Origin of the sequence: Klebsiella sp. (genome assembly GCF_027492335.1) — a bacterium.
In the GTDB taxonomy this organism is placed as follows: Bacteria; Pseudomonadota; Gammaproteobacteria; order Enterobacterales; family Enterobacteriaceae; genus Klebsiella; species Klebsiella huaxiensis.
In genome coordinates, this window is the sequence record NZ_JAPUEW010000050.1 from 39,839 (window position 1) to 65,102 (window position 25,264).

Below are 25,264 nucleotides of genomic sequence, written 5' to 3' on the forward strand. Positions count from 1 at the left end.
GGAAGGTTACTTAGCCTTTGGCGCGACTGGCGATAATCGCCTCAGCCACGTTGTGCGGAGCTTGTGCGTAGTGGTGAAACTCCATACTGTAAGTCGCCCGGCCCTGAGACATCGAACGCAGCGTGGTGGAATAGCCAAACATTTCGGCCAGCGGCACGTCGGCGCGGATAATCTGGCTACCAAACCGCTCTTCCATCCCCTGCACCATCCCACGACGGGAAGAGAGATCGCCCATAATATTACCGGCGTACTCCTCCGGCGTTTCCACTTCCACATGCATCACCGGTTCGAGAATCACCGGATCCGCTCTGCGCGCCCCTTCCTTGAAGCCAAAAATCGCCGCCATGCGGAAGGCCATTTCCGAAGAGTCGACATCGTGATACGAACCAAAGGTCAGGGTCGCTTTGATATCCACCACCGGATAGCCCGCCAGCACGCCGGTGCCCAGCGCTTCGCGCAGCCCTTTTTCCACTGAAGGGATGTACTCGCGCGGCACTACGCCGCCTTTGGTCGCGTCTTCAAACACAAAACCGCTCCCCGGCTCCAGCGGCTCAAGGGTTAATACCACATGACCGTACTGCCCTTTCCCACCGGACTGGCGGACGAACTTGCCTTCCACCTCTTTCACCGTTTTGCGGATCGTCTCGCGATAGGTTACCTGTGGACGACCGATATTCGCCTCAACGCCAAACTCGCGCTTCATGCGATCGACGATGATCTCCAGATGCAGTTCGCCCATCCCGGAAATAATCGTCTGGCCGGACTCCTCGTCAGTATGCAAACGAAACGACGGATCCTCCGCCGCCAGCCTCTGCAGGGCGATGCCCATTTTCTCCTGATCGGCTTTGGTTTTCGGTTCAATCGCCAGCGAAATCACCGGTTCCGGAAACTCCATCCGCTCAAGGGTAATCACCGCATCCGGGTCGCACAACGTGTCGCCGGTAGTGACATCCTTCAGGCCGACGCAGGCGGCAATATCCCCGGCGTGCAGCTCGTCCACCTCGTGGCGATCGTTGGCCTGCATCAGTACGATACGCCCGATGCGTTCTTTTTTGCCTTTGACCGGGTTCCACACCGCATCGCCTTTTTTCAAGGTTCCGGAATAGACGCGGATAAAGGTCAGCTGTCCGACGTAGGGGTCGGTCATCAGCTTGAAGGCCAGCGCCGAGAACGGCTCGTCATCACTCGGGTGGCGTTCTGCAGGCTGCCCTTTCTCATCAACGCCCTGAATCGCCGGAATATCCAGCGGCGATGGCATCAACTCAACCACCGCATCCAGCATCCGCTGCACGCCTTTATTTTTAAACGCGCTACCGCACAGCACCGCCTGAATTTCACCCTTCACGGTGCGCTGACGCAGCCCGGCGACGATTTCCGCCTCGCTCAAATCGCCGGTTTCCAGATATTTATCCATCAGTTCGTCGCTGGCCTCCGCCGCCGCAGAGACCATTTTTTCTCGCCACAAGCGGGCGGTATCCACAAGATCGTCCGGCACCGGCACATAGCTGAAGGTCATACCTTGAGTGGCGTCATCCCACAAAATGGCGCGCATCTTGATAAGATCCACCACGCCGGTGAAGTGCTCTTCGGCGCCAACAGGAATGACGACAGGCACCGGATTGGCCTTCAGGCGGTCGGTCATCATCTGCACCACGCGGAAGAAATCCGCACCGGGGCGGTCCATCTTGTTGACGAAGGCCAGCCGCGGGACATGGTATTTATTTGCCTGCCGCCAGACGGTTTCCGATTGCGGCTGTACGCCGCCGACGGAGTCGTAAACCATCACTGCGCCATCAAGTACACGCATTGAGCGTTCTACTTCAATGGTGAAATCCACGTGCCCGGGGGTGTCGATAATGTTAATTCGATGCGGCTCAAAGCTGCGGTCCATACCGGGCCAGAAGCAGCTCACCGCAGCGGAAGTGATGGTAATCCCGCGCTCCTGCTCCTGCGCCATCCAGTCGGTGGTTGCCGCGCCATCGTGTACTTCCCCCAGCTTGTGGCTCATCCCGGTATAAAACAGGATACGCTCGGTGGTGGTGGTTTTGCCGGCATCGATATGCGCGGAGATACCGATGTTGCGATAACGTTCGAGGGGGATGGGTCGGGGCATGATGCGTCCTTAGTCATTTTGACTGTCAGTAAGCGGCCGGAATTGGCCGCGATTCATTTAACGCCATCTATCATAGTACAACTGTACGAGTATATTCGAACTATTTTTGCTATCGTTACTATTGGTGAAGCTGCGACGACGCGCGTGGCTTTAGAAAAGCAGTTTGGGTATATTACCGGCCAGCCGCCGACACGGGCCGCTGCTCGCGAAGCAGCGCAACCGCCGACACAGGAATATTATGATCGCCAATCACCCCGAACGTGAACAAATCCGCCTGGAAAATGTCCTTTTTGCCCTCGGTAACCCGCTACGACTTGAGATTATCCGTATCCTTGCCGACGGCAGCGAACAGAGCTGTAACGCTCTACGCCATGAAGATGTGGCCAAGTCGACCATGACCCACCACTGGCGCGTCCTGCGCGATAGCGGCGTGATTTGGCAACGGCCTCAGGGGCGGGAGAATTTGATTTCGCTGCGCCGGGAAGATTTAGACGCGCGCTTTCCTGGATTGCTGGATACGCTGCTTAAGGTGATGCAGCAGGAGAAGTAAACCGTCCACATTTTTGCCGTATCTCCCGGAGGCGATGCTGTGCATCTGTCCGGGCTACCAGACCGCAGAAACCCGTAGCCACTACCGGGGAATCAGCGAATGCCAGATACAAAAAAGCCGGAGGTTTCCCTCCGGCTTTTCTCATCACATTGTGTGATTAAGCAACGTCTTCATACTGCGGTACCGGGTTGCGGAAGCTTTTGGTTACGCAGGCCAGGTAGAGCAGACCAATACCGCCCCAGATCAGACCGAGAACCATTGAACTCTCTTCCAGGTTGATCCACAGTGCGCCAACAGTCAGCGCGCCGCACACCGGCAGAACCAGATAGTTGAAGTGGTCTTTCAGCGTCTTATTGCGTTTTTCCCGGATCCAGAACTGAGAGATCACCGACAGGTTAACAAAGGTGAACGCAACCAGCGCACCAAAGTTAATCAGCGCCGTCGCCGTCACCAGGTCGAATTTAATCGCCAGCAGGGCAATCACGCCAACCAGCAGTACGTTCCATGCCGGGGTACGCCATTTTGGATGAACATAACCGAAGAAACGGCTTGGGAACACGCCATCACGGCCCATTACGTACATCAGACGGGAAACGCCCGCATGCGCGGCCATACCGGATGCCAGCACGGTGACGCTGGAGAAAATCAGCACGCCCCACTGGAAGGTTTTGCCCGCCACGTACAGCATTATTTCAGGCTGCGACGCGTCCGGATCTTTAAAGCGCGAGATATCCGGGAAGTACAGCTGCAGGAAGTAGGAAGCGCCGATAAAGATCAGGCCGCCAATCAGCGCGGTCAGGAAGATAGCCTTCGGAATCACGCGCTCTGCGTCTTTGGTCTCTTCAGACAGAGAAGAGATACCGTCGAAGCCGAGGAACGAGAAGCACAGAATAGTCGCGCCGGTAATCATCGGCACCACGTGCGCACCCTCAGACCAGAACGGACGGGTGCTGGTCAGCGTGCCCGCGCCTTCGCCGTGTGCAACACCGTAGATAATCAAGCCAACAATTACCGCTACGATACCCATCTGCAGGATAACGATCAGCGTGTTGAAGTTCGCCACGGTCTTAATGCTGCGCAGGTTCGAAGCGGTCATAAAGGCCACCAACCCGACAACGAAGATCCACGATGGTACGGAAGGCACCAGCGCTTCAAAGTAAATTTTAGCCAGCAGAATGTTGATCATCGGCATGAACAGGTAGTCCAGCAGCGATGACCAGCCAACCATAAAGCCGACAGCCGGGCTAATGGATTTCTGTGCATAGGTATAAGCGGAACCCGCTGACGGGAAACGACGAACCAGTTTACCGTAGCTCAGTGCCGTGAAGAGAATGGCGATCAGCGCGAAGGCGTAGGCCGTCGCAACGTGACCATCAGTCAATCCAGAGACGATACCAAACGTATCGAACAGCGTCATTGGCTGCATATAGGCCAGGCCCATCATAACAACCGGAATCAACGTAAGCGTTTTACGTAATTCCACGCGAGAGGTTTTTGGAGTAGCGTTATGCGACATAGTTATCCCCTTTTACGGCGGATGCCAGCGCGTAAGCAAAAAATTGCCCCATTTCTTTGTATTCCTCAGCGACAACCACTGTCGGTTTTTAGTAAATATCTATCCGGTACGAAGCCCGGCCTCTTGGTATTGAATGATGTGTCTTTCAACCAAAAAAATAACCGACACTTTAAAAAAGCGTCGGCCAGTTTCTGATTTTCAGGACGCGTATTTTGCAACAACTACTGGCACGATGACAAGATGTTGCAAAGCCAAAAAATGACGGCAATTATTTAAAAGCCTAATATTCATACGATTTTAGTATTATAGATGTTACGGATAGCACTATTTGCTAATACCTCGTTTCGCCACCATTCGCCTGCTGGTCCGCAGGCATCTTCATTCCAGCCGATCCAGGCACGATTTAAAGGCGCAGCAACCGTCGCTGTTATTATCTGTAGCTCGCCGCTCTCTAATAACGCCTGTACCTGAAATAGCGGCAAATAGCCCCATCCCAGTCCTGAGCAAAGCAAGGCTAACTGACTGGCGATATCGAAAACTGTCAGGCTGTCCGGACTATCCCCTTGTGGCCAGGGGTTAACGGTCACAATAGCGCGATGGCGTCGCAGCGTCCGCCAGCTCAACGGTTCAGGGGCATGGGCAAGCGGATGCTGTGGTGAAACGACAAACACCTGCTCCAGCGTCCCTAGCGGGCTAAAGCCGTAACCGCTTAACGCCAGCGGTTCACTCAGCGCGCCAAGCACCAGATCCGCCTCTCCGTCCACCAGCGTTTGCCAGGCAGACGAGGCTATGTCACGGCGAAAATGCAGGCGAGTGACGTCATGCAGGCGGTAAAACGAGGTGATTAGCGGGGCCAGTAGAAAGAAAGGAAAGGTGTTATCGACGGCCAGCACCAGCGCATTTTCCCAGCCCTGATGCAGCTTAATGGCCTGTTTTTCCAGTTCGCGGGCGGTGTGCAGCACGTCGCGCCCCTTTTCCAGCAGCATCTGCCCGGTCCGGGTAAAACGCGCCCGATGGCCGCTGCGGTCAAGGAGCTGAATATTGAGGTCGCTTTCCAGCTTATGGATGGTGTAGCTCAGCGCCGAGGGCGTTTTAAATAGCTTTGCCGAGGCGGCGGCAAAGCTGCCCTCTTTTTCGAGGGCATCAAGAATGACGAGCACATCCAGCAGTGGTTTCATCGTCGTCCCCCTTACGGTACGCGATTCGCCGCTGGCGGATTACTCCATCGGCATCACCAGCGGGTCGGGGTACTGGTATTCAAACCCCAGTTCGTAGCAAATACGGTTACCATCAACGATCTTGCCTGCGCCGTTTTCCGGATTATCACTAAATATAGGCTCAGGAAGCCCCAGCTCACGGGCCATTTGCGGATAAAAAACGCCGCGCGCAGGGTGCTTAGGCGCACATATATTATAGATGTGCCCACCCTTCGGGGCCTGCAATAACAGCTCAATGGCGGCAATCACATCCTGGAGATGTACCAGATTGACGCCGTGCTGGCCGTCCGGCGCGGATTTCCCGGCAAAGAAGCGCCCCGGATGACGGGATGGCCCCACCAGCCCGGCGAGGCGTAAAATATCCACCGAGGTACCGGGAAGATTATGCAGCCAGTCCTCCAGCTCTTTCAGCACCCTGCCGCTAGCGGTTTGCGGGTCGCGGGGGGAGCTCTCTTTCAGCATGCCGCTGGCGTTGCCATAAACAGAGGTTGAACTGGTAAAAATGATCCGCGGCACGTGGTGGGCCAACGCGGTATCGACGATTTCCTGTACCGCCTGAAGGTAAAAATCCTCCCCCGGCCCGGTGCGGCGCGCCGGTAAGGTGATCACCAGCGCATCAACATTCATTAATGCATCCAGGTCGTCGGTATCGCAGACCAGCTGCGGCTCCAGGCGAAGCGGATAGCTGTCGATACCGCACATCCGCGCCGCCTCCACGCCATCTTGCGTGGTCTTACTGCCGGTCACCTGCCATCCACGCGACATCAACGACAGCGCAAGCGGCATACCCAGCCATCCCAAACCTACGATCGCGACCTTTTTCATCCCCTTGCTCCTGACTTTTCGCTGTACTGACTTAAGGCTACGCCAGGCAACGGCAACTGACAATTTCTTCGGTCAATATGAAATGAATTAATGATAGAAAAAAGCCCTTGCTTTATGCGAGTAAAGTGGTTTAGGTTAAAGGCATCAAATGCATAGTCATTCACAGAGAATTTTATGAACAGCGTTCAATTTAAAAACCACCATCATCACCATCATCCTGACTAGTCTTTCAGGCGATGTGTGCTGGAAGACGTTTGGATCTTCCAGTGGTGCATGAACGCAAAGAGAGCCCCCGGAAGATTCACTTCCGGGGGCTTTTTTTTGGACCGAATTCGGACAGATTCAGACAAGGTTACAGAGGAAAACAAGAATGTTAGACAACAGCCGTTTACGCATAGCTATTCAGAAATCAGGGCGTTTAAGTGAAGATTCACGCGAATTACTCAGCCGCTGCGGCATTAAAGTGAATTTGCACACCCAGCGCCTGATTGCGATGGCGGAAAATATGCCCATCGACATTCTGCGCGTGCGTGATGACGATATCCCGGGCCTTATCATGGATGGCGTGGTCGATTTGGGGATTATCGGCGAAAACGTGCTGGAAGAAGAGTTGCTGAGCCGCCGCGCTCAGGGCGAAGACCCGCGTTACTTCACCCTGCGCCGTCTCGATTTCGGCGGCTGCCGCCTGTCGCTGGCGACTCCGGCAGATGAAAAATGGGACGGCCCGGCTGCGCTTGACGGTAAACGCATCGCCACCTCCTACCCGCACCTGCTGAAGCGTTACCTTGACCAAAAAGGCATCTCGTTCAAATCCTGCCTGCTGAACGGTTCGGTTGAAGTGGCCCCGCGCGCTGGCCTCGCCGACGCCATTTGCGACCTGGTGTCTACCGGCGCAACCCTCGAAGCGAACGGCCTGCGCGAAGTGGAAGTCATGTTCCGCTCCAAAGCCTGCCTGATCCAACGCGACGGCGAGATGGCAGATAGCAAACAGCAGCTGATTGACCGCCTGCTGACCCGTATTCAGGGCGTAATTCAGGCCCGCGAGTCGAAATACATCATGATGCACGCCCCGACCGAGCGTCTGGAAGAAGTGGTGGCCCTGCTGCCAGGCGCCGAGCGTCCGACCATTCTGCCGCTGGCTGGCGACAAGCAGCGCGTGGCAATGCACATGGTAAGCAGCGAAACCCTGTTCTGGGAAACCATGGAAAAACTGAAAGCGCTGGGTGCCAGCTCCATTCTGGTCCTGCCGATTGAGAAGATGATGGAGTAATCCGGCTGGTCGGTAACGGGATAAACAGGGGAAACAAATCATGAGCTTCAACACAATCATCGACTGGAACGGCTGTAGCGCAGAACAACAGCAACAACTCTTAATGCGCCCGGCGATTTCCGCCTCCGAAAGCATCAGCAAAACGGTGTCGGAGATCCTTAGCAATGTGAAAAGCAACGGCGATGCGGCCCTGCGCGAGTACAGCGCAAAGTTCGATAAGACCGATGTCAAGGCGCTGAAAGTCAGTGAAGAAGAGATTGCCGCCGCCGGCGCGCGCCTGAGCGACGAGCTCAAGCAGGCGATGGCCGTGGCAGTTAAGAACGTCGAAACCTTCCATAACGCGCAAAAACTTCAGGCCGTTGATGTCGAAACCATGCCGGGCGTACGCTGCCAGCAGGTGACCCGCCCTATCGCCTCCGTCGGCTTATATATTCCCGGCGGCTCGGCACCGCTGTTCTCGACGGTACTGATGCTGGCGACGCCTGCGCGCATCGCCGGTTGCCAGCAGGTGGTACTGTGCTCGCCGCCGCCGATTGCCGATGAAATTCTTTATGCCGCCCAGCTGTGCGGCGTGCGCAACATCTTTAACGTTGGCGGCGCACAGGCGATTGCGGCCCTGGCCTTCGGCACTGAATCGGTAGCGAAGGTGGATAAAATCTTTGGCCCGGGCAACGCCTTTGTGACCGAAGCCAAGCGCCAGGTGAGCCAGCGTCTTGACGGGGCGGCGATCGACATGCCCGCCGGACCGTCGGAAGTGCTGGTCATCGCCGATAGCGGTGCGACCCCGGACTTCGTTGCCTCTGACCTGCTTTCCCAGGCGGAGCACGGCCCGGATTCGCAGGTGATTCTGCTGACGCCGGACGCCGATATGGGCACGCGCGTCGCCGAAGCCGTCGAGCGCCAGCTGGCTGCGCTACCGCGTGCGGAAACTGCCCGTGAAGCGCTCTCCGCCAGCCGCATCATCGTGGCCCGCGATATCGCCCAGTGCGTTGAAATTTCCAACCAGTACGGCCCGGAGCACCTGATTATTCAGACCCGCAACGCCCGTGAGCTGGTCGACGGTATCACCAGCGCTGGTTCCGTGTTCCTTGGCGACTGGTCGCCGGAATCCGCAGGCGATTACGCCTCCGGTACCAACCACGTGCTGCCGACCTACGGCTACACCGCGACCTGCTCCAGCCTTGGCCTTGCGGATTTCCAGAAACGCATGACCGTGCAGGAGCTGTCGCGCGAAGGGTTTGCCGCCCTCGCCGCCACCATTGAGACTCTGGCCGCCGCCGAGCGCCTGGACGCCCACAAAAACGCCGTTACGCTGCGCGTTGCAGCCCTTAAGGAGCAAGCATGAGCATCGAAGATTTAGCCCGCGCCAACGTCCGCGCGCTGACGCCGTATCAATCTGCTCGCCGTCTGGGCGGAAAAGGCGATGTCTGGCTGAACGCCAACGAATTCCCCACGGCGGTAGAATTTCAGCTAACCGAGCAAACGCTGAACCGCTACCCGGAACCGCAACCGAAAGCAGTGATTGAACGCTACGCGCAGTACGCAGGCGTGAAGCCGGAACAGGTGCTGGTCAGCCGCGGCGCTGACGAAGGTATCGAACTGCTGATCCGCGCCTTCTGTGAACCAGGTCAGGATGCAGTGCTCTACTGCCCACCGACCTACGGTATGTATAGCGTCAGTGCCGAAACCATCGGCGTGACCTGCCGCACCGTGCCGACGCTCGCCGACTGGCAGTTGGATCTGCCGGGTATCGCGGCGAATCTCGACGGTGTGAAAGTGGTGTTTGTTTGCAGCCCAAACAACCCGACCGGGCAGATTATCAACCCGAAAGATTTCCGCACCCTGCTGGAGATGGCGCGCGGTAAAGCTATCGTGGTGGCGGATGAAGCCTATATTGAGTTCTGCCCGCAGGCGACGCTGGCGACCTGGCTGAACGAATATCCGCACCTGGTGGTCCTGCGCACGCTGTCCAAAGCGTTCGCGCTGGCCGGACTGCGCTGTGGCTTTACCCTCGCCAACGCCGAAGTGATTAACGTGCTGATGAAGGTGATCGCCCCCTATCCGCTCTCCACGCCGGTCGCCGATATCGCCGCCCAGGCGCTCAGCGCGGAAGGGATTGCCGCAATGCGGGCACGCGTGGCGCAGATCCTCGACGAGCGCGGTTATCTGGTCAGCCAGTTGCGCAACATCGCCTGCGTTGAAGAAGTGTTCGACTCCGAGACTAACTACGTTCTGGCGCGGATTACCGCTTCCAGCGCGGTGTTTAAATCTTTGTGGGATCAGGGCATTATCTTACGTGACCAGAATAAACAACCTTCATTAAGCGGCTGTTTGCGTATCACTATCGGTACTCGTGCAGAGAGCCAGCGCGTCATTGACGCTTTGACTGCGGAGAATGTATGACCCAGAAGTTTCTCTTTATTGACCGTGACGGTACGCTGATTTCCGAGCCACCGGTTGATTTTCAGGTAGACCGCTTTGATAAGCTGGCCTTTGAGCCTCAGGTAATTCCGGCCCTGCTGAAGCTTCAGCAGGAAGGCTACAAGCTGGTGATGATCACCAACCAGGACGGTCTGGGGACTGCCAGCCTGCCGCAGGACGAGTTCGACGGTCCGCACAACCTGATGATGCAGATTTTCACCTCGCAGGGTGTCAATTTTGACGAAGTGTTGATTTGTCCACACCTGCCGGCCGATAACTGCGACTGCCGCAAGCCAAAAACCAAACTGGTGCTGCCGTGGCTGGCAGAAGGCGTGATGGATACCGCCCACAGCTACGTGATTGGCGATCGCGCGACAGACATCCAACTGGCGGAAAACATGGGTATCATTGGCCTGCGTTATGACCGTGAGAAACTGGACTGGCCAACCATTTGCGAGCAGCTGACCCGCCGCGACCGCTATGCCCACGTCGAGCGCAACACTAAGGAGACGCAGGTTGATGTCAAAGTGTGGCTGGACCGAGAAGGCGGCAGCAAAATTCACACCGGCGTCGGCTTCTTCGATCATATGCTCGATCAAATCGCCACCCACGGTGGATTCCGCCTGGAAATCAACGTCGGCGGCGATCTCTATATCGACGATCACCACACCGTGGAAGATACCGGTCTGGCGCTGGGCGAAGCGCTGAAGCTGGCGCTCGGCGACAAGCGCGGCATCGGTCGTTTCGGTTTTGTGCTACCGATGGACGAATGTCTGGCCCGCTGTGCGCTGGATATCTCCGGTCGCCCGCATCTTGAATACCGCGCCGACTTTACCTATCAGCGCGTTGGCGACCTGAGCACCGAGATGGTTGAGCACTTCTTCCGCTCGCTCTCCTACACCATGGCGGTCACCCTGCACCTGAAAACCAAGGGTAAAAACGACCATCACCGCGTAGAGAGCCTGTTTAAAGCCTTTGGCCGCACGCTGCGCCAGGCGATTCGCGTCCAGGGCGACACGCTGCCGTCTTCAAAAGGGGTACTGTGATGAACGTGGTGATCCTTGATACCGGCTGCGCCAACCTCAATTCGGTGAAATCTGCGGTAAGCCGCCACGGCTATGAGCCGGTGGTCAGCCGCGACCCGGACGTGGTGCTGCGCGCCGACAAGCTGTTTCTCCCGGGCGTCGGTACCGCTCAGGCGGCAATGGACCAGCTGCGCGAGCGCGATTTGATCGAGCTGATCAAAGCCTGTACGCAGCCGGTGCTGGGCATCTGCCTCGGTATGCAGCTGCTGGGAAAACGCAGCGAAGAGAATAACGGCGTCGACCTGCTGGGCATTATCGAACAGGATGTGCCGAAAATGACCGACCACGGCCTGCCGCTGCCGCATATGGGCTGGAACCGGGTGTACGCCAAAGCGGGCGACCGTCTGTTCCGCGGCATTGAAGACGGGGCGTATTTCTATTTCGTCCATAGCTATGCAATGCCGGTTAACACCAATACCATTGCTCAGTGCAACTACGGCGAAGCCTTCACCGCGGCGGTGCAGAAAGATAACTTTTTTGGCGTCCAGTTCCACCCCGAACGCTCCGGCAGCGCCGGGGCGCAGCTGCTGAAAAACTTCCTGGAGATGTGATGATCATTCCTGCTTTAGATTTAATTGACGGCACGGTTGTTCGCCTCCATCAGGGCGATTATGGTCAACAGCGCGACTACGGCAACGATCCGCTGCCGCGCCTGCAGTCTTATGCGGCGCAAGGGGCCGAAGTGCTGCACCTGGTCGACCTGACTGGCGCAAAAGACCCGGCGAAGCGCCAGATCCCACTGCTTAAAACGCTGGTGGCAGGCGTCAATGTGCCGGTGCAGGTTGGCGGCGGTGTGCGGACGGAAGAAGACGTGGCAGCCCTGCTTGAAGCGGGCGTGGCGCGCGTGGTGGTGGGTTCGACGGCGGTGAAGTCGCCGGAAGTGGTGAAAGGCTGGTTTAAACGTTTTGGCCCACAGCACCTGGTGCTGGCGCTGGACGTGCGCATCGACGCCGAAGGTAATAAGCAGGTGGCGGTTAGCGGCTGGCAGGAAAATTCCGGCGTCACGCTGGAAGAGTTAGTGGAGAGCTATCAATCCGTCGGCCTGCAGCACGTACTGTGTACCGATATTTCCCGCGACGGTACCCTGGCCGGGTCAAACGTCTCGCTGTATGAAGAAGTTTGTGCTCGCTATCCGCAGGTGGCGTTTCAGTCCTCCGGCGGCATTGGCGATCTCAATGATATCGCCGCGCTGCGCGGTACCGGGGTGCGCGGGGTGATTGTCGGTCGCGCGCTGCTGGAAGGTAAATTTAACGTAACGGAGGCCATTCAATGCTGGCAAAACGGATAATCCCCTGTCTCGACGTTCGCGACGGCCAGGTAGTGAAAGGCGTGCAGTTCCGTAATCACGAAATCATCGGTGATATCGTCCCGCTGGCAAAACGCTATGCCGACGAAGGCGCGGATGAGCTGGTGTTCTACGATATTACCGCCTCCAGCGATGGCCGCGTGGTGGACAAAAGCTGGGTGTCGCGGGTCGCGGAAGTGATCGATATTCCGTTCTGCGTCGCTGGCGGCATTAAGTCGCTGGACGATGCAGCGCAGATCCTCTCCTTCGGTGCGGATAAAATCTCTATCAACTCCCCCGCCCTCGCGGACCCGACGTTGATTACCCGCCTCGCCGACCGTTTCGGGGTGCAGTGTATTGTGGTCGGCATCGATACCTGGTTTGACGTCGAGAGCGGTAAGTATCACGTCAATCAGTATACCGGCGATGAGAGCCGCACGCGGGTGACGCAGTGGGAAACGCTGGACTGGGTGCAGGAAGTGCAGAAGCGCGGGGCCGGCGAGATTGTCCTCAACATGATGAATCAGGACGGCGTGCGTAACGGCTACGACCTGGAACAGTTAAGCAAGGTACGCGCCGTGTGCCATGTTCCGCTGATCGCTTCCGGCGGCGCGGGCACCATGGAGCACTTCCTGGAAGCCTTCCGCGACGCCAACGTCGACGGTGCGCTGGCCGCCTCGGTGTTCCATAAGCAAATTATCAATATTGGTGAACTGAAAACGTACCTGGCAGCACAGGGCGTGGAGATTAGGGTATGTTAACTGAACAGCTGGATTGGCAAAAAACCGATGGTCTGATGCCGGTCATCGTGCAGCACGCCGTTTCCGGGGAAGTGCTGATGCTGGGCTATATGAACCAGGACGCGCTGGCGAAAACCGAAGAAACCGGCAAAGTGACCTTTTATTCACGGACTAAACAGCGTCTGTGGACCAAAGGTGAAACGTCGGGCAATTTCCTCAACGTGGTCAGCATCACCCCGGACTGTGATAACGACACCCTGCTGGTGCTGGTCAATCCGATTGGCCCAACCTGCCATAAAGGCACCTCAAGCTGCTTCGGCGATACCGGCCACCAGTGGCTGTTCTTGTATCAACTGGAGCAGCTGTTGGCGGAACGCAAACACGCTGATCCTGAAAGCTCCTATACCGCGAAGCTCTATGCCAGCGGTACCAAGCGTATTGCGCAGAAAGTGGGAGAAGAAGGCGTGGAGACCGCGCTGGCCGCGACGGTGCATGATAAGTTCGAGCTGAAGAATGAGGCGTCGGATTTGATGTATCACCTGCTGGTGCTGCTGCAGGATCAGGAGTTGAACTTGACGGATGTGATTAATAATCTGAAGAGTCGTCACTGATGCTGTTTGCCCCCGCGAAGGCGGGGGCAAAGCGCTGAAGTTCAGGATTTCTTTTCCAGTAATGTGTTGTAGAGATTAACGTAAGCATCAATCATATGTTCTGCGGTAAACATCTCCTCAAAGCGACGGCGTGAATTAGCGCCATAGCGCGCAGCCGTTTCATCACTGTTCCACAACTCGTTCATCGCCTCAACCAACGCCGCGCTATCATCGGGTGGGATGACGCAGCCATTGACCTTATCCTGATTGATAAACGAAGTTCCAGTACCAATCTCACAAGAGATCAGCGGGCGGGCGAAGCGCGCGCCTTCCAGCAAGGTAATGCCAAAAGCTTCGGAACGCAGGTGGGAAGGGAAAACCACCCCGCGACAAAGCTGAAAGAGAATATATTTATCCTCATCATTCAGGGTGCCGGTAAAGACCACGTTGCTCAGGCCGCGTCGCTCTGCCTCCCGGCGAACCTCCGTTTCAAGCGGGCCGCCGCCGACAATCACGATTGGCAGCCGACTACGTTCGGCGGCATCCAGCAGAATATGCAATCCTTTGTAATAACGGAATGCGCCAACAAACAGGAAAAAGCTATCGCCGACTTTCTCACGCCAGTAGGCCACGCGCTGCGGGTTATGCTGTACATCCTTTTGCTCAAGGCCAAAAGGGATTACCACCGTTTTATCCATGTACTTTTGCAACGTCTGGCTGGACGCAACATAGTTAGGTGACGATGCCACAATACAGTCCACGCTGGAGAGAAATTGCTCCTGCAATGGCTGATATAATTTCATTAACCGCTTTTGTTTCACAATATCGGAATGATAAGTGACGACCGTTTTCGCTTTTGGATGCCCCATAAGATGCAGCATATCCATAAATGGAAACGGAAAGTGGTAGTTAATAATATCGTAGTTATTTTTAATTTTATTAAATCGCTTTAACGCGCTCAAGGAAAATGGCGTAGAGGCGATTTCAATTAATTGCTTATTATAGATAACCTGGTGCTCTTCATAAGCCACAGGCCCGGTATTTTTATCTGGTGAAAAGGTAAATACGTCGGCAGCGATTCCCCGGCGAGCGCTGCCCTGGCACAACTGATAAATGACCTGTTCAATACCACCGTAGGTATTCGGATAATAGGTCTTATAGACGTGTAAAACTCTCAACTTGCACCCTTAAAGTAATTTATAGGCATTGATCGTCTGGGCCGTACAGGTTTCCCACGAAAACTGTTGTGCCTGAATAAAACCGCGCGCTACTGCTATCTCCCGCCAGTATTCATCCTGCAGACTTTGCAAAATATGAGCGCTTATCGCATCTACATCATTAGGGTCTGATAACAACCCTGCATCTCCGGCAACTTCAGGTAATGAAGTCACATTGGAGCATACTACCGGAATACCGCAAGACATTGCTTCAAGAATAGGTAATCCGAATCCTTCATAAAACGAGGGATAAATAAATGTTCTGGCTGCCGCATATAAATACGGGAGATCGTCATCCGGCACGTAACCCAAATAACGTATCCATCCTTCACGCGTTCCGCGTTCAACAATCTGCCACAGCGCATCGTCTTCCCACCCGCGGTAACCGCTAAGGATCAGAGGGTAACGCATACGCGTCTCCATTGGCAGAAGTTGATAGGCCTGCAATAAACCACGAATATTTTTCCGTGGTTCCATAGTGCCGATATAAAGCGCATAGCGCTGCCACTCCAGCTGATATTTCTGCAGTACTGGCAGACATTCAACCGGGCTACGTGGAATATAGTCGCTGCTACAGGCAAGCCGGGTCGTCACAATCCGCTCAGCGGGGTAGTTAAACAGCCGAATAATCTCACTGCGGGAAAAGTCAGACACGGTCAAAATCAGCTTTGCCGATGCCAGACTTTCACGTAGTGACTTTTCCATATAACGAACCCGCTCTTTGGGATGAAACTCAGGGCGGGTAAATATAGAAATATCATGGAAGGTGGTCACTGCCCGATCTAGTCTATGCGGCAGATAAAAATTAGGGCCATGATAAATATAATCTTTATAATCGCGCAAAGCCCATGCCTGACGACGAGGGTGTAATATACGGTAGGCTTCAATAAATAATGGCTGGCGACGTAAAAAAGCCGATAGCTTACCGTGGTTACTGGCCTTAGTATCCGTCTTACTTTCAACCTGCGGAATGCTGTCAATAAATGAAGAACCGTGAAATAACTTAAGTTCTTCAATTTCGCTGGCAACAGTCAGTCGCTTTACCAGCTCAAGAGAATAACGACCAATACCCGTTAGTGGATATTTAATTGGCTCAGTTGCAAATATAATTTTCATAATGAATGGCACATCATTAAGCAGATACGCCCCTGCATTAAAAGGCAAAAAATGCAGGGGGCTATTTTATTTAAAATATTTAGCTTTTGCTAAGCCTTGACACATATTAACCAGGCGACGGGATACGGCGTGGTAATCATGTTGCTCCCGCCAGGCATCAGCGCGTTTCTGAGTACTAAGCGCCCAGGTATCCTGCTGACGAATAGACTGCAGAATACGGTCAATTCCCTGACTGATATCATCCAGGCCGCAGCCATCAAATTTAAAGACGGCATCGTCCAGATCATCAAATATCGCCAGCGGCGTGACGGCAACAGGCTTTTGCGTCGCCATACCGTAGCGTACCGCACCGCTCGCTGACTCACCGGTATTCTGATAGGCAAAAATCAGCAGGTCAGCTTCTGAGAGCAAGCGCAGACTTTCATCATCAGGTAGAAAATCATTATGCATCTCAACCAGATCCGTTACGCCAAGACGCTGAGCCGCTGCTTTCAATTCAGCCACCAGGTCACGCGATTCTCCTACCGGATATTCGGCATTCACCAACCGCAAACGAACCGGCTTTCCAGCCTGTTTCAGCCGATGAACGGATTCAACCAGCTCCATCAGCCCCTTATGTGGTAAACAAAAACCGTAGCTGGCGATTAACGGTAATGTCTGCGGTTTGTTCTGAACAACCGAAGCCGAATAATTAATGACCCCATGAGGGAACAAGGCGACGTTATCGGTCAGACCCAGCCCTTTTAGACGGTTCATATCGGCAATGGAATGCACCAGCAACCGATCGCACAGCGCCAGCGCATCTGCCATTTCAGCAAGGCGGAAGTTCCACGTTGGCTCTTTTTGCGGATCCACCGTCGAATGCATCGCCATAACCACGACGCGCCCGGCATCATGCTGGTGACGAATAAACGCAGCCAGTTCACGATGATTAAAGAAACCGTAGTTGAACTGAATCACAATCACGTCAAGGCGCAGCGCATCAATTTGCTGCTGGAGATTTTCCAGATAGTTGTTCTCTTTACCGACTATCCAGTTGCGCAGCACAAAGCCTTCATCAGGATTAACCAACTCTTCGGCGCTGACCTGAGGAGCAAATATCACATCCGCACCCTGCGGCGCGCTTTCCACTAAATGCTGAGAGTAGGTCGCGATGCCACACTTAGTATTCCAGGTGGTCAACCAGCCGATCCGCGCCCGGTGCTGAGCAATATCAATGTGCGCTCGCAAGGTTTTAACCGCCTGCTGAGAACGCTCCGCAACTGCCGCCCACGTAAACTGAGACAAAATGAGCTGACGCCCGGCATCAGCCATTTTTCGCAGCGCCGGTTTGTCCGTTGCGGCGGCTTGCTTCAGGGCAGCGGTTAAATTATCGATGTCCACACTGGCCCAGGTGGAAGCAAACAGTCCAAAATGCGTTTTTACCCGCGTAAACTGATAATCCACCAGCCAGGAATTTTGTGAATTCACAAAATCAAGCTGACCACTCCAGTTGGTGACAATCGCCGGTAGCCCGCTAAGCATCGCTTCAGCAATAGGCAGACCAAAACCTTCTGCGCAACCCGGCGCAACCAGCACATCGCAGCTTTCGTAAAGGCCTTTCAGCTCGCTGGCCGACATATCCGCTTTGATCACTTCAACTGCAGGATAGTCAGCAAACTCGCTTTGCGCCTGCGCAAGCCAGGCGTCGATTTCGTTATGCGGATTGTCGAAGGTTTTAATGATAAGGGAGACGTTATCGCGACGGGTAAACGCCCTGCCCCAGGCCTGCAGCATTGCCTGTACGCCCTTACGCGGGAAGCAGGAAGAGACATGCAGGAAACGGAACGTGCCGTCTTTGGCCTTATTTGCAGATTTTGCCGGTGTATTCAGCCAGTGATCGCAGCCATTGCCAACCACAAAGGCCGGTACGCTAAGCCCATTGTCGATCAATACTTTTCGCACATGCTCTGAAGTACACAGGACGCCATCCAGTTCACGGTTGAATTCACCGATCCAAGGCTGGGGAAAACCGGTTTCTTCCCAGGCATAGCAGTGAAGAAGTTTAACCCGGGCATTCATATCAGCAACGCGCGGTGGGTAGATATTTCGGCTGAGAATATCAACCTTTTCCCCAGCCTCGACAGCCCGACATTTATTATAAAAATTAAGCAGATCGCTATTTTCCGCCTGCGCCATAAACGCCGCATCGGGGGCGAAATCTCCAGGCCCTTCCGTCGAATGCAGTAACACATCCACACCATCCCCTGCCAGCGCGCGGGCAAACTCTCGATTCACCAGCGCCAGGCTGTATGAACTGTCGAACGGCCCCTCCACGCGCCAGTTTAGCGCGCTATCATCAAGCTGATAGAGTTCAGTCGTCTTCAGGTTGTAATCGATAGCCGTCGCGCATAAACGCAAATCACGATCTTCCGGTTGCCCCTGAGTGATAGCAAGAATTTGCTGCACCAGCGCCGCTAGTGATGACGGGACGTCGCTTTTTCCCTCTGCTGCGATTTTCTCAAATGCTTCCAGAGCGGTAACAGCAGCCTTATCCCATGAGAAATTACCCGCCTGCTGCTGCGCCAGTTCTTTCACACGAGCCAGGAAATGAGCATCCGTCAGGCATTGGGCGATCTTTTCGCGAATAGAGGAAACTGAATAGGGGTCAAACAGCGCATCGGGATTGCCGATAACTTCAGGAATGCTGGTAACGTTTGAGCCAATCGCCGGAGCGCCGCAGGACATTGCCTCCAGCACGGGCAGGCCAAAACCTTCATGCAGCGAGGCGAAGATAAACAGCTTACACAGCCTGTAGAGCTGAATCAGTTCGTTTTCTGGGACATAGCCGGTCAGCACCAGTTCTCCCTGCTGCAGGCCATTGCCGGAAGCCAGGGACTCAAGATACTGACGATCGCCGATAGAGAGTTTACTGACGATCACCAACTGGTGCGCGCGACGTAAATCGTCGCTGAGCCCGGCATAGGCCTCAATCAGTCGTTTAAAGTTTTTACGCGAGTCGAACCCGCCCGGCGCATACAGGACAAACTCGCGCTGGATACCGTAGTGGCCTAATACCGTCTCTTTTTCACTCGCGCTAACGTCTGCCGCACTGAACTGCGGATCCGCCGCGGCGGCGATGTTCTGCACATGTTCGCCCTGCAGATGCAGGTGTTCGATTGCTTCCTGCGCGGTGTAGCCTGAGTTAGTCAGCAGAAGATCGGCGTTTTTTAACCATTCAACTTTCTGCAAATAATAGGGCTTATAAACATCGTCCAGCAGGTAGGTTTCTGCCTGTACCAGGGGAATCAAATCGTGGTGCAGTACCGCCACTTTGTAGCGACGGCTAAACTTGTGCACTGAGGTGACCGCATCGTCGACGTGCCCTTCAAACAGGCTGGTGATGAAAACCACATCCGGACGCAGCCCTTCAAGAAAAGCTTCCCGCATCAGCTCAGCACTTTCCCGACGCCATTCATTACCTCTGTCCATCGCCCGGACCGGCCCCGCGGCATGCCAGATAACAATATTTTCTGGCGGCAGAAGATCGGCGAACTGCGCTTTCACATCGGCGATGGATTCCCCGAGCATGGCGGACAACGCAATGAAAACTTCATGTTGGCTATTATTTCTAATGATCGCTCTGGCGATGGAAACACTATAACGACCGATGCCACGAAAGCGGCTTTCCGTCTGCGCGCCTTGTAAGTCAATGACGATACGCATCGTTATTTCTCCGTATTTTTATTTTTTAATTCGTTATAAATACTCAGCGCGCGACTTGTCATTTCTTCAGTATCTACATCATATCTTCTGGACTGCGCCATCATCATCGGGTCCGACGAAACCAGCATCACGCGCTGGAACAGGCGCTGGAGCAATTGATAGCTACCGGTTTTCCGGAGGATCTTAAACAGATACACCTTCGACCTGGGATAACGATGGAAAAAGACCAACGAGAACGCCATCCCTTTGCGCATTATTTTCTTTGCTGCACGCCGTGCGCGAATTTTTGCGCCTTCCTGACGCAATAACTGACGCTGGAAAGAGAGCCAGCGCAGAGGCTGGGTAATTCTCCATGAACGGCTGTTATGCAAGTCGGTAACCTGCTGATGAAGCTGATGGTTATGTGCAACCAGTTGATTAAGCTCACCCATCTGGTTTTGCAGTAACTGGATGCTCTGCGCCATTTCACCCATTTGCCGGGTGTACGACTGCTCAAGCGTTTCCAGGTGCGCGGCTGAAGCCTCAAGTTGTTCAGCCAAAATAGCATCGTATCGGTCACTTAAAGCATCCAGCGTCAGGCCGTATTGTTGGGTAAACAATGGCTCGAAGCTGGCGAGAAGCTCAGGCTGCGCATCTTTCTGCGCAATGATACTGTAATCCGGACTAACGCCTTTAAGGACATCAACCAGCCTAATCGATGCATTAGCAGCTTTCAGGGCGTCTTTTTCCTGCAGACGTACGGTTATCGCACGATTAAAACCGTAGTGAACAGGCAGAAATTCCAGCAACGGCGGCGGCAGCGGATGGTGATGAGTCGGGTCCATATAGAATGAACAGGAGCCGACGCTCAGGTTTTCCGGATTCGGCGTTTCCAAAATCAACAAGCCGCCGGGCTTCAACACGCGTAAGGTGTGCTTGACGAGCTGCTGCAAAACCTCAAAAGGCAGGTGTTCAGCAATATGGAAACCGGTCAGTGCGATCAGACTTTCGTCTTCCTGCTGCTCAAGAAACTGCAGGCAGTCCATTTTCTGCACGTTCAGCCCGGCTTCCTGCGCGCGCGCCAGCATACCGTCATCAAGGTCAACACCGACGTTAGCGATGGCGTTTTCATTGAGGATCTCCAGCCACTCCCCGCGACCGCAGCCGATATCGGCAATCACTCCGTCCGGGTAGAGCGTTTTTAAGCGCGTCAGAAAGGGTAAATAAAAGCTCAGGCGGCCCTTAATATCTTCAACCGAACCCCTGTGTCGTTCTTCAAATGAACGATAAAACGACGAACCCATTAAGAAATCTCCAGTTCAGGCGGTAGCCAGGACACGCCAACAAACTCTTTTTGATCCGTATTCACGACGTTGAATACCACAGCCAGATCGCGCCACTCGTAGTTTTTGCCCAGATGGGTACTTGAAGTATGCAGCGCGACGGCGACGGAATAGGAACCTACGCCCAGGTTGGCGTCAAAGGTGAATAAGAATGAGCGTTTTTCCCCTTTTTTCAGGGAGGTGAGCGCCTGATTCAGATGATGGGTGTTAGTGCCAAAAACAGGCTGCCCCAGGCGATCTTTAATCATATAGCCCACCACCAGCTCAGGAATATCTTCCTCAACCTGAACGTTGACCTGTAGGTGAACGCGCTGTCCTACCGAGGCAAACTCGGTCACACTCCGCTGGTTGTCCAGCAGGTTCACGTCAGAAATAGTCACTTCGCCGGTGCCAGAAACGGTTTGTGTTTTACCGTTATGCTCGACTTGTTTGATGGACTGATTTTGCTTATCCGCCAGCAGCGCGTTGTAATAATCCATAACGGCTTCCGGCTCGCCTTCCATCTCGATACGGCCTTTATTCAATAAAATGGCGCGATCGCAGATGCTTTGGATAGCCTGTTTATCATGGGATACCAGCAAAAGCGTGGTTCCTTCCTTGCGGAATTTACGAATGCGCTCGAAACTTTTATGCTGGAAATAGGCATCACCAACGGACAGCGCCTCATCGATGATCAGCACATCCGGGCGAATTGCCGTCGCTACGCTAAAGGCCAGACGCACCTGCATACCGCTTGAATAAACGCGTACCGGCTGGTCGATATAGTCGCCAATTTCGGCAAACTCTTCGATCTCCGGCATCAGCTCGGTGATTTTGTCCGAAGACAGTCCCAGCAGTTGCCCGGACATATAGACGTTTTGCCGACCGGTAAAATCGGAGTGAAATCCCATACCCAGCTCAAGCAGCGCCGCGACGCGCCCGGAGATTTCAATATTTCCGGTCGTCGGTCTGGATGTTCCGGTAATCAGCTTCAGCAGAGTGCTTTTACCCGCGCCGTTTATCCCGATGATCCCAACCGCCTCGCCGGGGGCGACTTCAAAGTTGATGTCACTCAGGATCCATTTCAGGTTATGGCGTTTAGTGTTAAAAGGAGATAGCCATTCAATCAGTCGGCCGGTTTTTGAGTGATACTGGCGATAGGCCTTACCAACATTATTTACTCTGATATCGCTCATTATAATTCATCCACCATATCTGCCGCATGCTTGCGGAACATCCTGAAGCCGATGACGCAGAAAATAATGGCAAGAGCCAGTACCGGCCATAACGAATACCAGTTGGGCGCCTGATGGTAGGCAAATATTGACTGATAGGACTGCATGACGCGCGTCATTGGATTATACAGCAGCAGATTTTTTGCCCATCCCGGCAACGAATTCAGTACATAGACGATAGGTGTAAACCAGAACCAGAACTGAAGCGCGACGCCAACAAGTTGACCGACATCGCGGAAAAAGACGTTCATGACGCCTAAAACCATGCCTAAGCCACCGGCAAATAGCACCTGCAACAGTAAAACCGGGATCACCGAAAAGAATAACCAGCCGGGAAAGTTGCCGGTGACAATAATAAAAATCAGAAACAGGCTGAAGATAATCGCGAAATTAAGAATCGCCGATAAAGTGACAATAATCGGCAGGCAAATTTTCGGAAAGCTCAGTTTTTTAATCAGGTTGGCGTTGTTAATAAAAACGCTCTGCCCTTTATCCAGCATTTCCGTAAACAATCCCCAGGTCAGCACGCCAGAACAGAGATAAATACTGTAGGCAAATGGACCGGTGTTATCCGGCATCCTGGCTTTCATCACTTCGGAAAAGACCAGAGTGTAAACCAGAATCATAGAGAGTGGCTGTAAAACCAACCATAGCGCGCCCAGCATGCTGGTTTGGTAGCGCGCCTGAAAATCGCGCTTAACGCTACTCCAGATAAATCCCCGATAACGATAAATCGTCGTGAACAATTCTCTCACCTTATTCCCCGCTTAACAGGTGTAACAGCTCTGCTGTTTTTTCTTTCATCAGCGCAGGCGCTGCTTTTGACTCCACATTGAGGCGTACCACTGGCTCCGTATTCGAGCTGCGCAGGTTAAAGCGCCACTCCGGGTATTCAATGCTGATGCCGTCGGTAGTGTCCACGTTTGCCGCATCTGCCTCATAACGTTCGCGGATGCGCGCAATCGCCGCTGCCGCATTCTCCAGCTTGCGGTTAATTTCCCCGGAGGCCGGGAACGCCGCCTGCCTGTCCGCCACCAGCGCTTTCAGCGGGCTGTTTTTCAGACACAGCAGCTCCGCTACCAGCAACCACGGGATCATCCCGCTGTCACAGTAGGCGAAATCACGGAAGTAGTGATGCGCACTCATCTCACCACCGTAAATTGCATCTTCCTGACGCATACGCTCTTTAATGAACGCATGTCCGGTCTTCGACATCACCGGCCTGCCGCCGCTGCGGGTCACGATATCTACCGTGTTCCACGTCAGGCGCGGGTCATGGATAATTTTGGCCCCCGGCTGCTTTTGCAGGAAGGCCTCCGCCAGCAGGCCAACGATATAATACCCTTCGATAAATTCAGCATCATTATCAAACATAAAGCAGCGGTCAAAGTCACCGTCAAAGGCAATCCCCATATCCGCCCCGTGCTCGCGTACCGCATCAGCGGTATCCTGACGGCACTCCGGCAGCAGTGGGTTAGGGATACCGTTGGGGAAATTGCCGTCCGGCTGGTGATGCACCTTAATAAAGGTCACCGGCACGCCAGCAGCAACAAAACGCTTTTCCACTTCATCAATCACATGACCGGCGGCACCGTTGCCGGAGTTCACCACCAGCTTCAAAGGGCGGGTGAAGTTTGCCAGGTTCACGTAGCCCATCAGGTGGTCCACGTACGCCTGAATAATGGAAATCTGACGCAGGGTACCGCGACGGGATGCGTCCACCGGAGGAAACTGATTCTCTTCCGCCAGACGCTGGATATCGCGCAGGCCGGTATCACCGCTGATGGGCTTCGCGTTTTCACGCACCAGCTTCATGCCGTTGTAGTTCATCGGATTATGGCTGGCCGTCACTTCAATGCCGCCGTCCACGCCCAGATGGAACGTGGCGAAGTAAATCTCCTCGGTGCCGCTCATACCGATATCCAGCACGTCGGTACCCGCATCCATCAGGCCGTTGGCCAGCGCCAGCTTCAGGGACTCGCTGGTCAGACGGACATCGCCGCCCACCACGATTTGTTTTGGCTTCAGGAACTCACCATAGGCGCGCCCGATGCGGTAGGCGATATCTTCGTTTAATTCCTCACCCAGTTTGCCGCGAATATCATAGGCTTTAAAACAGTTAAGCTGTGTCATTCTGAGTCAATGTCCTGCAAAAGTTAGCAACGACCGTACTGGTCTTTAATACGGATAATGTCGTCTTCGCCCAGATAGGAGCCAGACTGAATTTCCAGCACTTCCAGCGGGATACGTCCCGGGTTTTCCAGGCAGTGTTCGGCACCGATGGGAATAAAGGTCGACTGATTCTCCGTGAGCAGGAACTGCTTACCATTGACCGTTATCTGCCCCGTGCCCGCAAGGATCACCCAGTGCTCGGCGCGGTGGTGATGCATCTGCATGGAGAACGCGCCACCCGGCTTGACGGTAATGCGGTTAACGTTAAAGCGCGGCGTCTGCACCACAACATCGCAGCGCCCCCACGGACGGTAGATTTCGCGGTGACGTTTATATTCGCTGCGCTGGTTGCTCTTCAGGTACTCAACGACCTTTTTCACGTCCTGGGCGCGATTTTTGTTCATCACCAGCACCGCGTCCTTGGTGCTGACAATCACCAGGTCCTCGACGCCAATCGCTGCCACCAGCTTTTCGTCACTGTTGATGTAGCAGTTCTGGCTGTTGTGTACCCAGGCATCTCCCTTTAACACATTTCCCAGCTCATCCTTCGGGCTGACCTCCCACAGCGCTGACCAGGAGCCAACATCGCTCCAGTCCGCATCCAGCCCCACCACCACCGCATCGGCGGTTTTTTCCATCACCGCATAGTCGACGGACTCATCCGGACAGGTACTGAACACATCATGCGGGATGCTGATAAAATCGCTGCCGCAGTCGGCAGCCCGGACGGCAGCCGTGCAGGCTTCCAGAATATCCGGGCGGAATTTCGCCAGCTCGGAGAGGTACTTTTTCGCCCGGAACATAAACATGCCGCTGTTCCAGTAGTATTCGCCGGAGGCCAGATAGGCCTGCGCACGCTCAAGGTCAGGTTTCTCCACAAAACGGGCGACCTGATAAGGCGTGTGT

General features: G+C 54.5%; 23 protein-coding genes and 1 other annotated feature. Of the genes, 10 read left to right on the plus strand and 13 right to left on the minus strand.

The annotated features are described in order from the left end of the window. Positions 1 to 10 precede the first annotated feature (10 nt). Entirely contained in the window at positions 11 to 2,113 is a 2,103-nt protein-coding gene (gene fusA, locus QVF11_RS16120) for an elongation factor G (RefSeq protein ID WP_142514890.1), read from the minus strand. A gap of 238 nt (positions 2,114 to 2,351) precedes the next feature. Between fusA and QVF11_RS16125 the strand changes: the two genes are divergently transcribed. Further along, positions 2,352 to 2,663 carry an ArsR/SmtB family transcription factor gene (locus QVF11_RS16125; RefSeq protein WP_004103633.1) on the plus strand — a complete coding sequence of 104 codons (312 nt, stop codon included), beginning with the start codon at positions 2,352 to 2,354 and terminating at the stop codon, positions 2,661 to 2,663. A 157-nt stretch (positions 2,664 to 2,820) separates the two neighbouring features. On the opposite strand, the gene QVF11_RS16130 is transcribed toward QVF11_RS16125, so the two are convergent. From QVF11_RS16130 to QVF11_RS16140, 4 genes are all read right to left on the minus strand, one after another. Beyond that, complete coding sequence (locus QVF11_RS16130; protein ID WP_287858214.1) at positions 2,821 to 4,179, minus strand: APC family permease; 1,359 nt, start codon at positions 4,177 to 4,179, stop codon at positions 2,821 to 2,823. Further along, positions 4,169 to 4,231, minus strand: a complete 63-nt coding sequence (gene yoeI, locus QVF11_RS28640) for a membrane protein YoeI (protein WP_353738530.1) — start codon at positions 4,229 to 4,231, stop codon at positions 4,169 to 4,171. Before yoeI ends, QVF11_RS16130 begins: the two co-directional genes overlap by 11 nt. Positions 4,232 to 4,466: 235 nt before the next feature. Next, positions 4,467 to 5,357: a LysR family transcriptional regulator gene (locus QVF11_RS16135; RefSeq protein ID WP_287858216.1), complete on the minus strand. Its 891-nt coding sequence runs from the start codon at positions 5,355 to 5,357 to the stop codon at positions 4,467 to 4,469. A gap of 39 nt (positions 5,358 to 5,396) precedes the next feature. After that, positions 5,397 to 6,221 carry an SDR family oxidoreductase gene (locus QVF11_RS16140; protein ID WP_142512894.1) on the minus strand — a complete coding sequence of 275 codons (825 nt, stop codon included), beginning with the start codon at positions 6,219 to 6,221 and terminating at the stop codon, positions 5,397 to 5,399. 174 nt (positions 6,222 to 6,395) lie between these two features. Between QVF11_RS16140 and hisL the strand changes: the two genes are divergently transcribed. The 9 genes from hisL (at position 6,396) to hisIE (ending at position 13,633) form a co-directional block, all read left to right on the plus strand. Further along, entirely contained in the window at positions 6,396 to 6,446 is a 51-nt protein-coding gene (gene hisL / locus QVF11_RS16145) for a his operon leader peptide (RefSeq protein WP_009654477.1), read from the plus strand. Next, positions 6,422 to 6,544, plus strand: a sequence feature (His leader region). Its footprint overlaps the gene before it by 25 nt. A 47-nt stretch (positions 6,545 to 6,591) precedes the next feature. Continuing rightward, entirely contained in the window at positions 6,592 to 7,491 is a 900-nt protein-coding gene (gene hisG, locus QVF11_RS16150) for an ATP phosphoribosyltransferase (RefSeq protein ID WP_110275568.1), read from the plus strand. Positions 7,492 to 7,531: 40 nt separating this feature from the next. Next, positions 7,532 to 8,836 (plus strand): histidinol dehydrogenase, encoded by a 1,305-nt coding sequence (hisD, locus tag QVF11_RS16155; protein WP_287858218.1) that lies wholly within the window; start codon positions 7,532 to 7,534, stop codon positions 8,834 to 8,836. Then, on the plus strand, positions 8,833 to 9,894 hold the full coding sequence (gene hisC, locus QVF11_RS16160; protein WP_287858219.1) for a histidinol-phosphate transaminase: 1,062 nt from the start codon (positions 8,833 to 8,835) through the stop codon (positions 9,892 to 9,894). Before hisD ends, hisC begins: the two co-directional genes overlap by 4 nt. After that, positions 9,891 to 10,958, plus strand: coding sequence for a bifunctional histidinol-phosphatase/imidazoleglycerol-phosphate dehydratase HisB (gene hisB / locus QVF11_RS16165; RefSeq protein WP_110275450.1), 1,068 nt, complete (start codon positions 9,891 to 9,893; stop codon positions 10,956 to 10,958). Before hisC ends, hisB begins: the two co-directional genes overlap by 4 nt. Then, entirely contained in the window at positions 10,958 to 11,548 is a 591-nt protein-coding gene (gene hisH, locus QVF11_RS16170) for an imidazole glycerol phosphate synthase subunit HisH (RefSeq protein ID WP_112216606.1), read from the plus strand. Before hisB ends, hisH begins: the two co-directional genes overlap by 1 nt. Beyond that, on the plus strand, positions 11,548 to 12,285 hold the full coding sequence (hisA, locus tag QVF11_RS16175; protein WP_112216607.1) for a 1-(5-phosphoribosyl)-5-[(5-phosphoribosylamino)methylideneamino]imidazole-4-carboxamide isomerase: 738 nt from the start codon (positions 11,548 to 11,550) through the stop codon (positions 12,283 to 12,285). Before hisH ends, hisA begins: the two co-directional genes overlap by 1 nt. Continuing rightward, a complete protein-coding gene (gene hisF, locus QVF11_RS16180) occupies positions 12,267 to 13,043 on the plus strand; it encodes an imidazole glycerol phosphate synthase subunit HisF (protein ID WP_142512897.1) in 777 nt (258 codons plus the stop codon). The genes hisA and hisF overlap by 19 nt, the downstream gene beginning before the upstream one ends. Continuing rightward, the gene (hisIE, locus tag QVF11_RS16185) at positions 13,037 to 13,633 is read left to right on the plus strand and encodes a bifunctional phosphoribosyl-AMP cyclohydrolase/phosphoribosyl-ATP diphosphatase HisIE (RefSeq protein ID WP_142512898.1); all 597 of its coding nucleotides are present in this window, start codon (positions 13,037 to 13,039) and stop codon (positions 13,631 to 13,633) included. The genes hisF and hisIE overlap by 7 nt, the downstream gene beginning before the upstream one ends. A gap of 41 nt (positions 13,634 to 13,674) precedes the next feature. Here hisIE and QVF11_RS16190 read toward each other — a convergent pair whose 3' ends face one another. The 8 genes from QVF11_RS16190 to QVF11_RS16225 form a co-directional block, all read right to left on the minus strand. Beyond that, the gene (locus tag QVF11_RS16190; RefSeq protein ID WP_287858223.1) at positions 13,675 to 14,790 is read right to left on the minus strand and encodes a glycosyltransferase family 4 protein; all 1,116 of its coding nucleotides are present in this window, start codon (positions 14,788 to 14,790) and stop codon (positions 13,675 to 13,677) included. A gap of 9 nt (positions 14,791 to 14,799) precedes the next feature. Beyond that, entirely contained in the window at positions 14,800 to 15,945 is a 1,146-nt protein-coding gene (locus tag QVF11_RS16195; RefSeq protein ID WP_287858226.1) for a glycosyltransferase family 4 protein, read from the minus strand. A 66-nt stretch (positions 15,946 to 16,011) separates the two neighbouring features. Next, entirely contained in the window at positions 16,012 to 19,650 is a 3,639-nt protein-coding gene (locus tag QVF11_RS16200) for a glycosyltransferase (RefSeq protein ID WP_287858228.1), read from the minus strand. Positions 19,651 to 19,652: 2 nt separating this feature from the next. After that, on the minus strand, positions 19,653 to 20,933 hold the full coding sequence (locus QVF11_RS16205; RefSeq protein ID WP_112216612.1) for a class I SAM-dependent methyltransferase: 1,281 nt from the start codon (positions 20,931 to 20,933) through the stop codon (positions 19,653 to 19,655). After that, on the minus strand, positions 20,933 to 22,147 hold the full coding sequence (locus QVF11_RS16210) for an ABC transporter ATP-binding protein (RefSeq protein WP_110275458.1): 1,215 nt from the start codon (positions 22,145 to 22,147) through the stop codon (positions 20,933 to 20,935). Before QVF11_RS16210 ends, QVF11_RS16205 begins: the two co-directional genes overlap by 1 nt. After that, positions 22,147 to 22,941: an O8 family O-antigen export ABC transporter permease subunit gene (gene wzm, locus QVF11_RS16215; RefSeq protein ID WP_110275459.1), complete on the minus strand. Its 795-nt coding sequence runs from the start codon at positions 22,939 to 22,941 to the stop codon at positions 22,147 to 22,149. Before wzm ends, QVF11_RS16210 begins: the two co-directional genes overlap by 1 nt. A gap of 1 nt (position 22,942) precedes the next feature. Then, a complete protein-coding gene (gene rfbK, locus QVF11_RS16220; protein ID WP_142514884.1) occupies positions 22,943 to 24,319 on the minus strand; it encodes an O9 family phosphomannomutase RfbK in 1,377 nt (458 codons plus the stop codon). A 23-nt stretch (positions 24,320 to 24,342) separates the two neighbouring features. Continuing rightward, the coding region (locus QVF11_RS16225; protein WP_287858232.1) for a mannose-1-phosphate guanylyltransferase/mannose-6-phosphate isomerase at positions 24,343 to 25,264 on the minus strand (922 nt) is incomplete at its 5' end.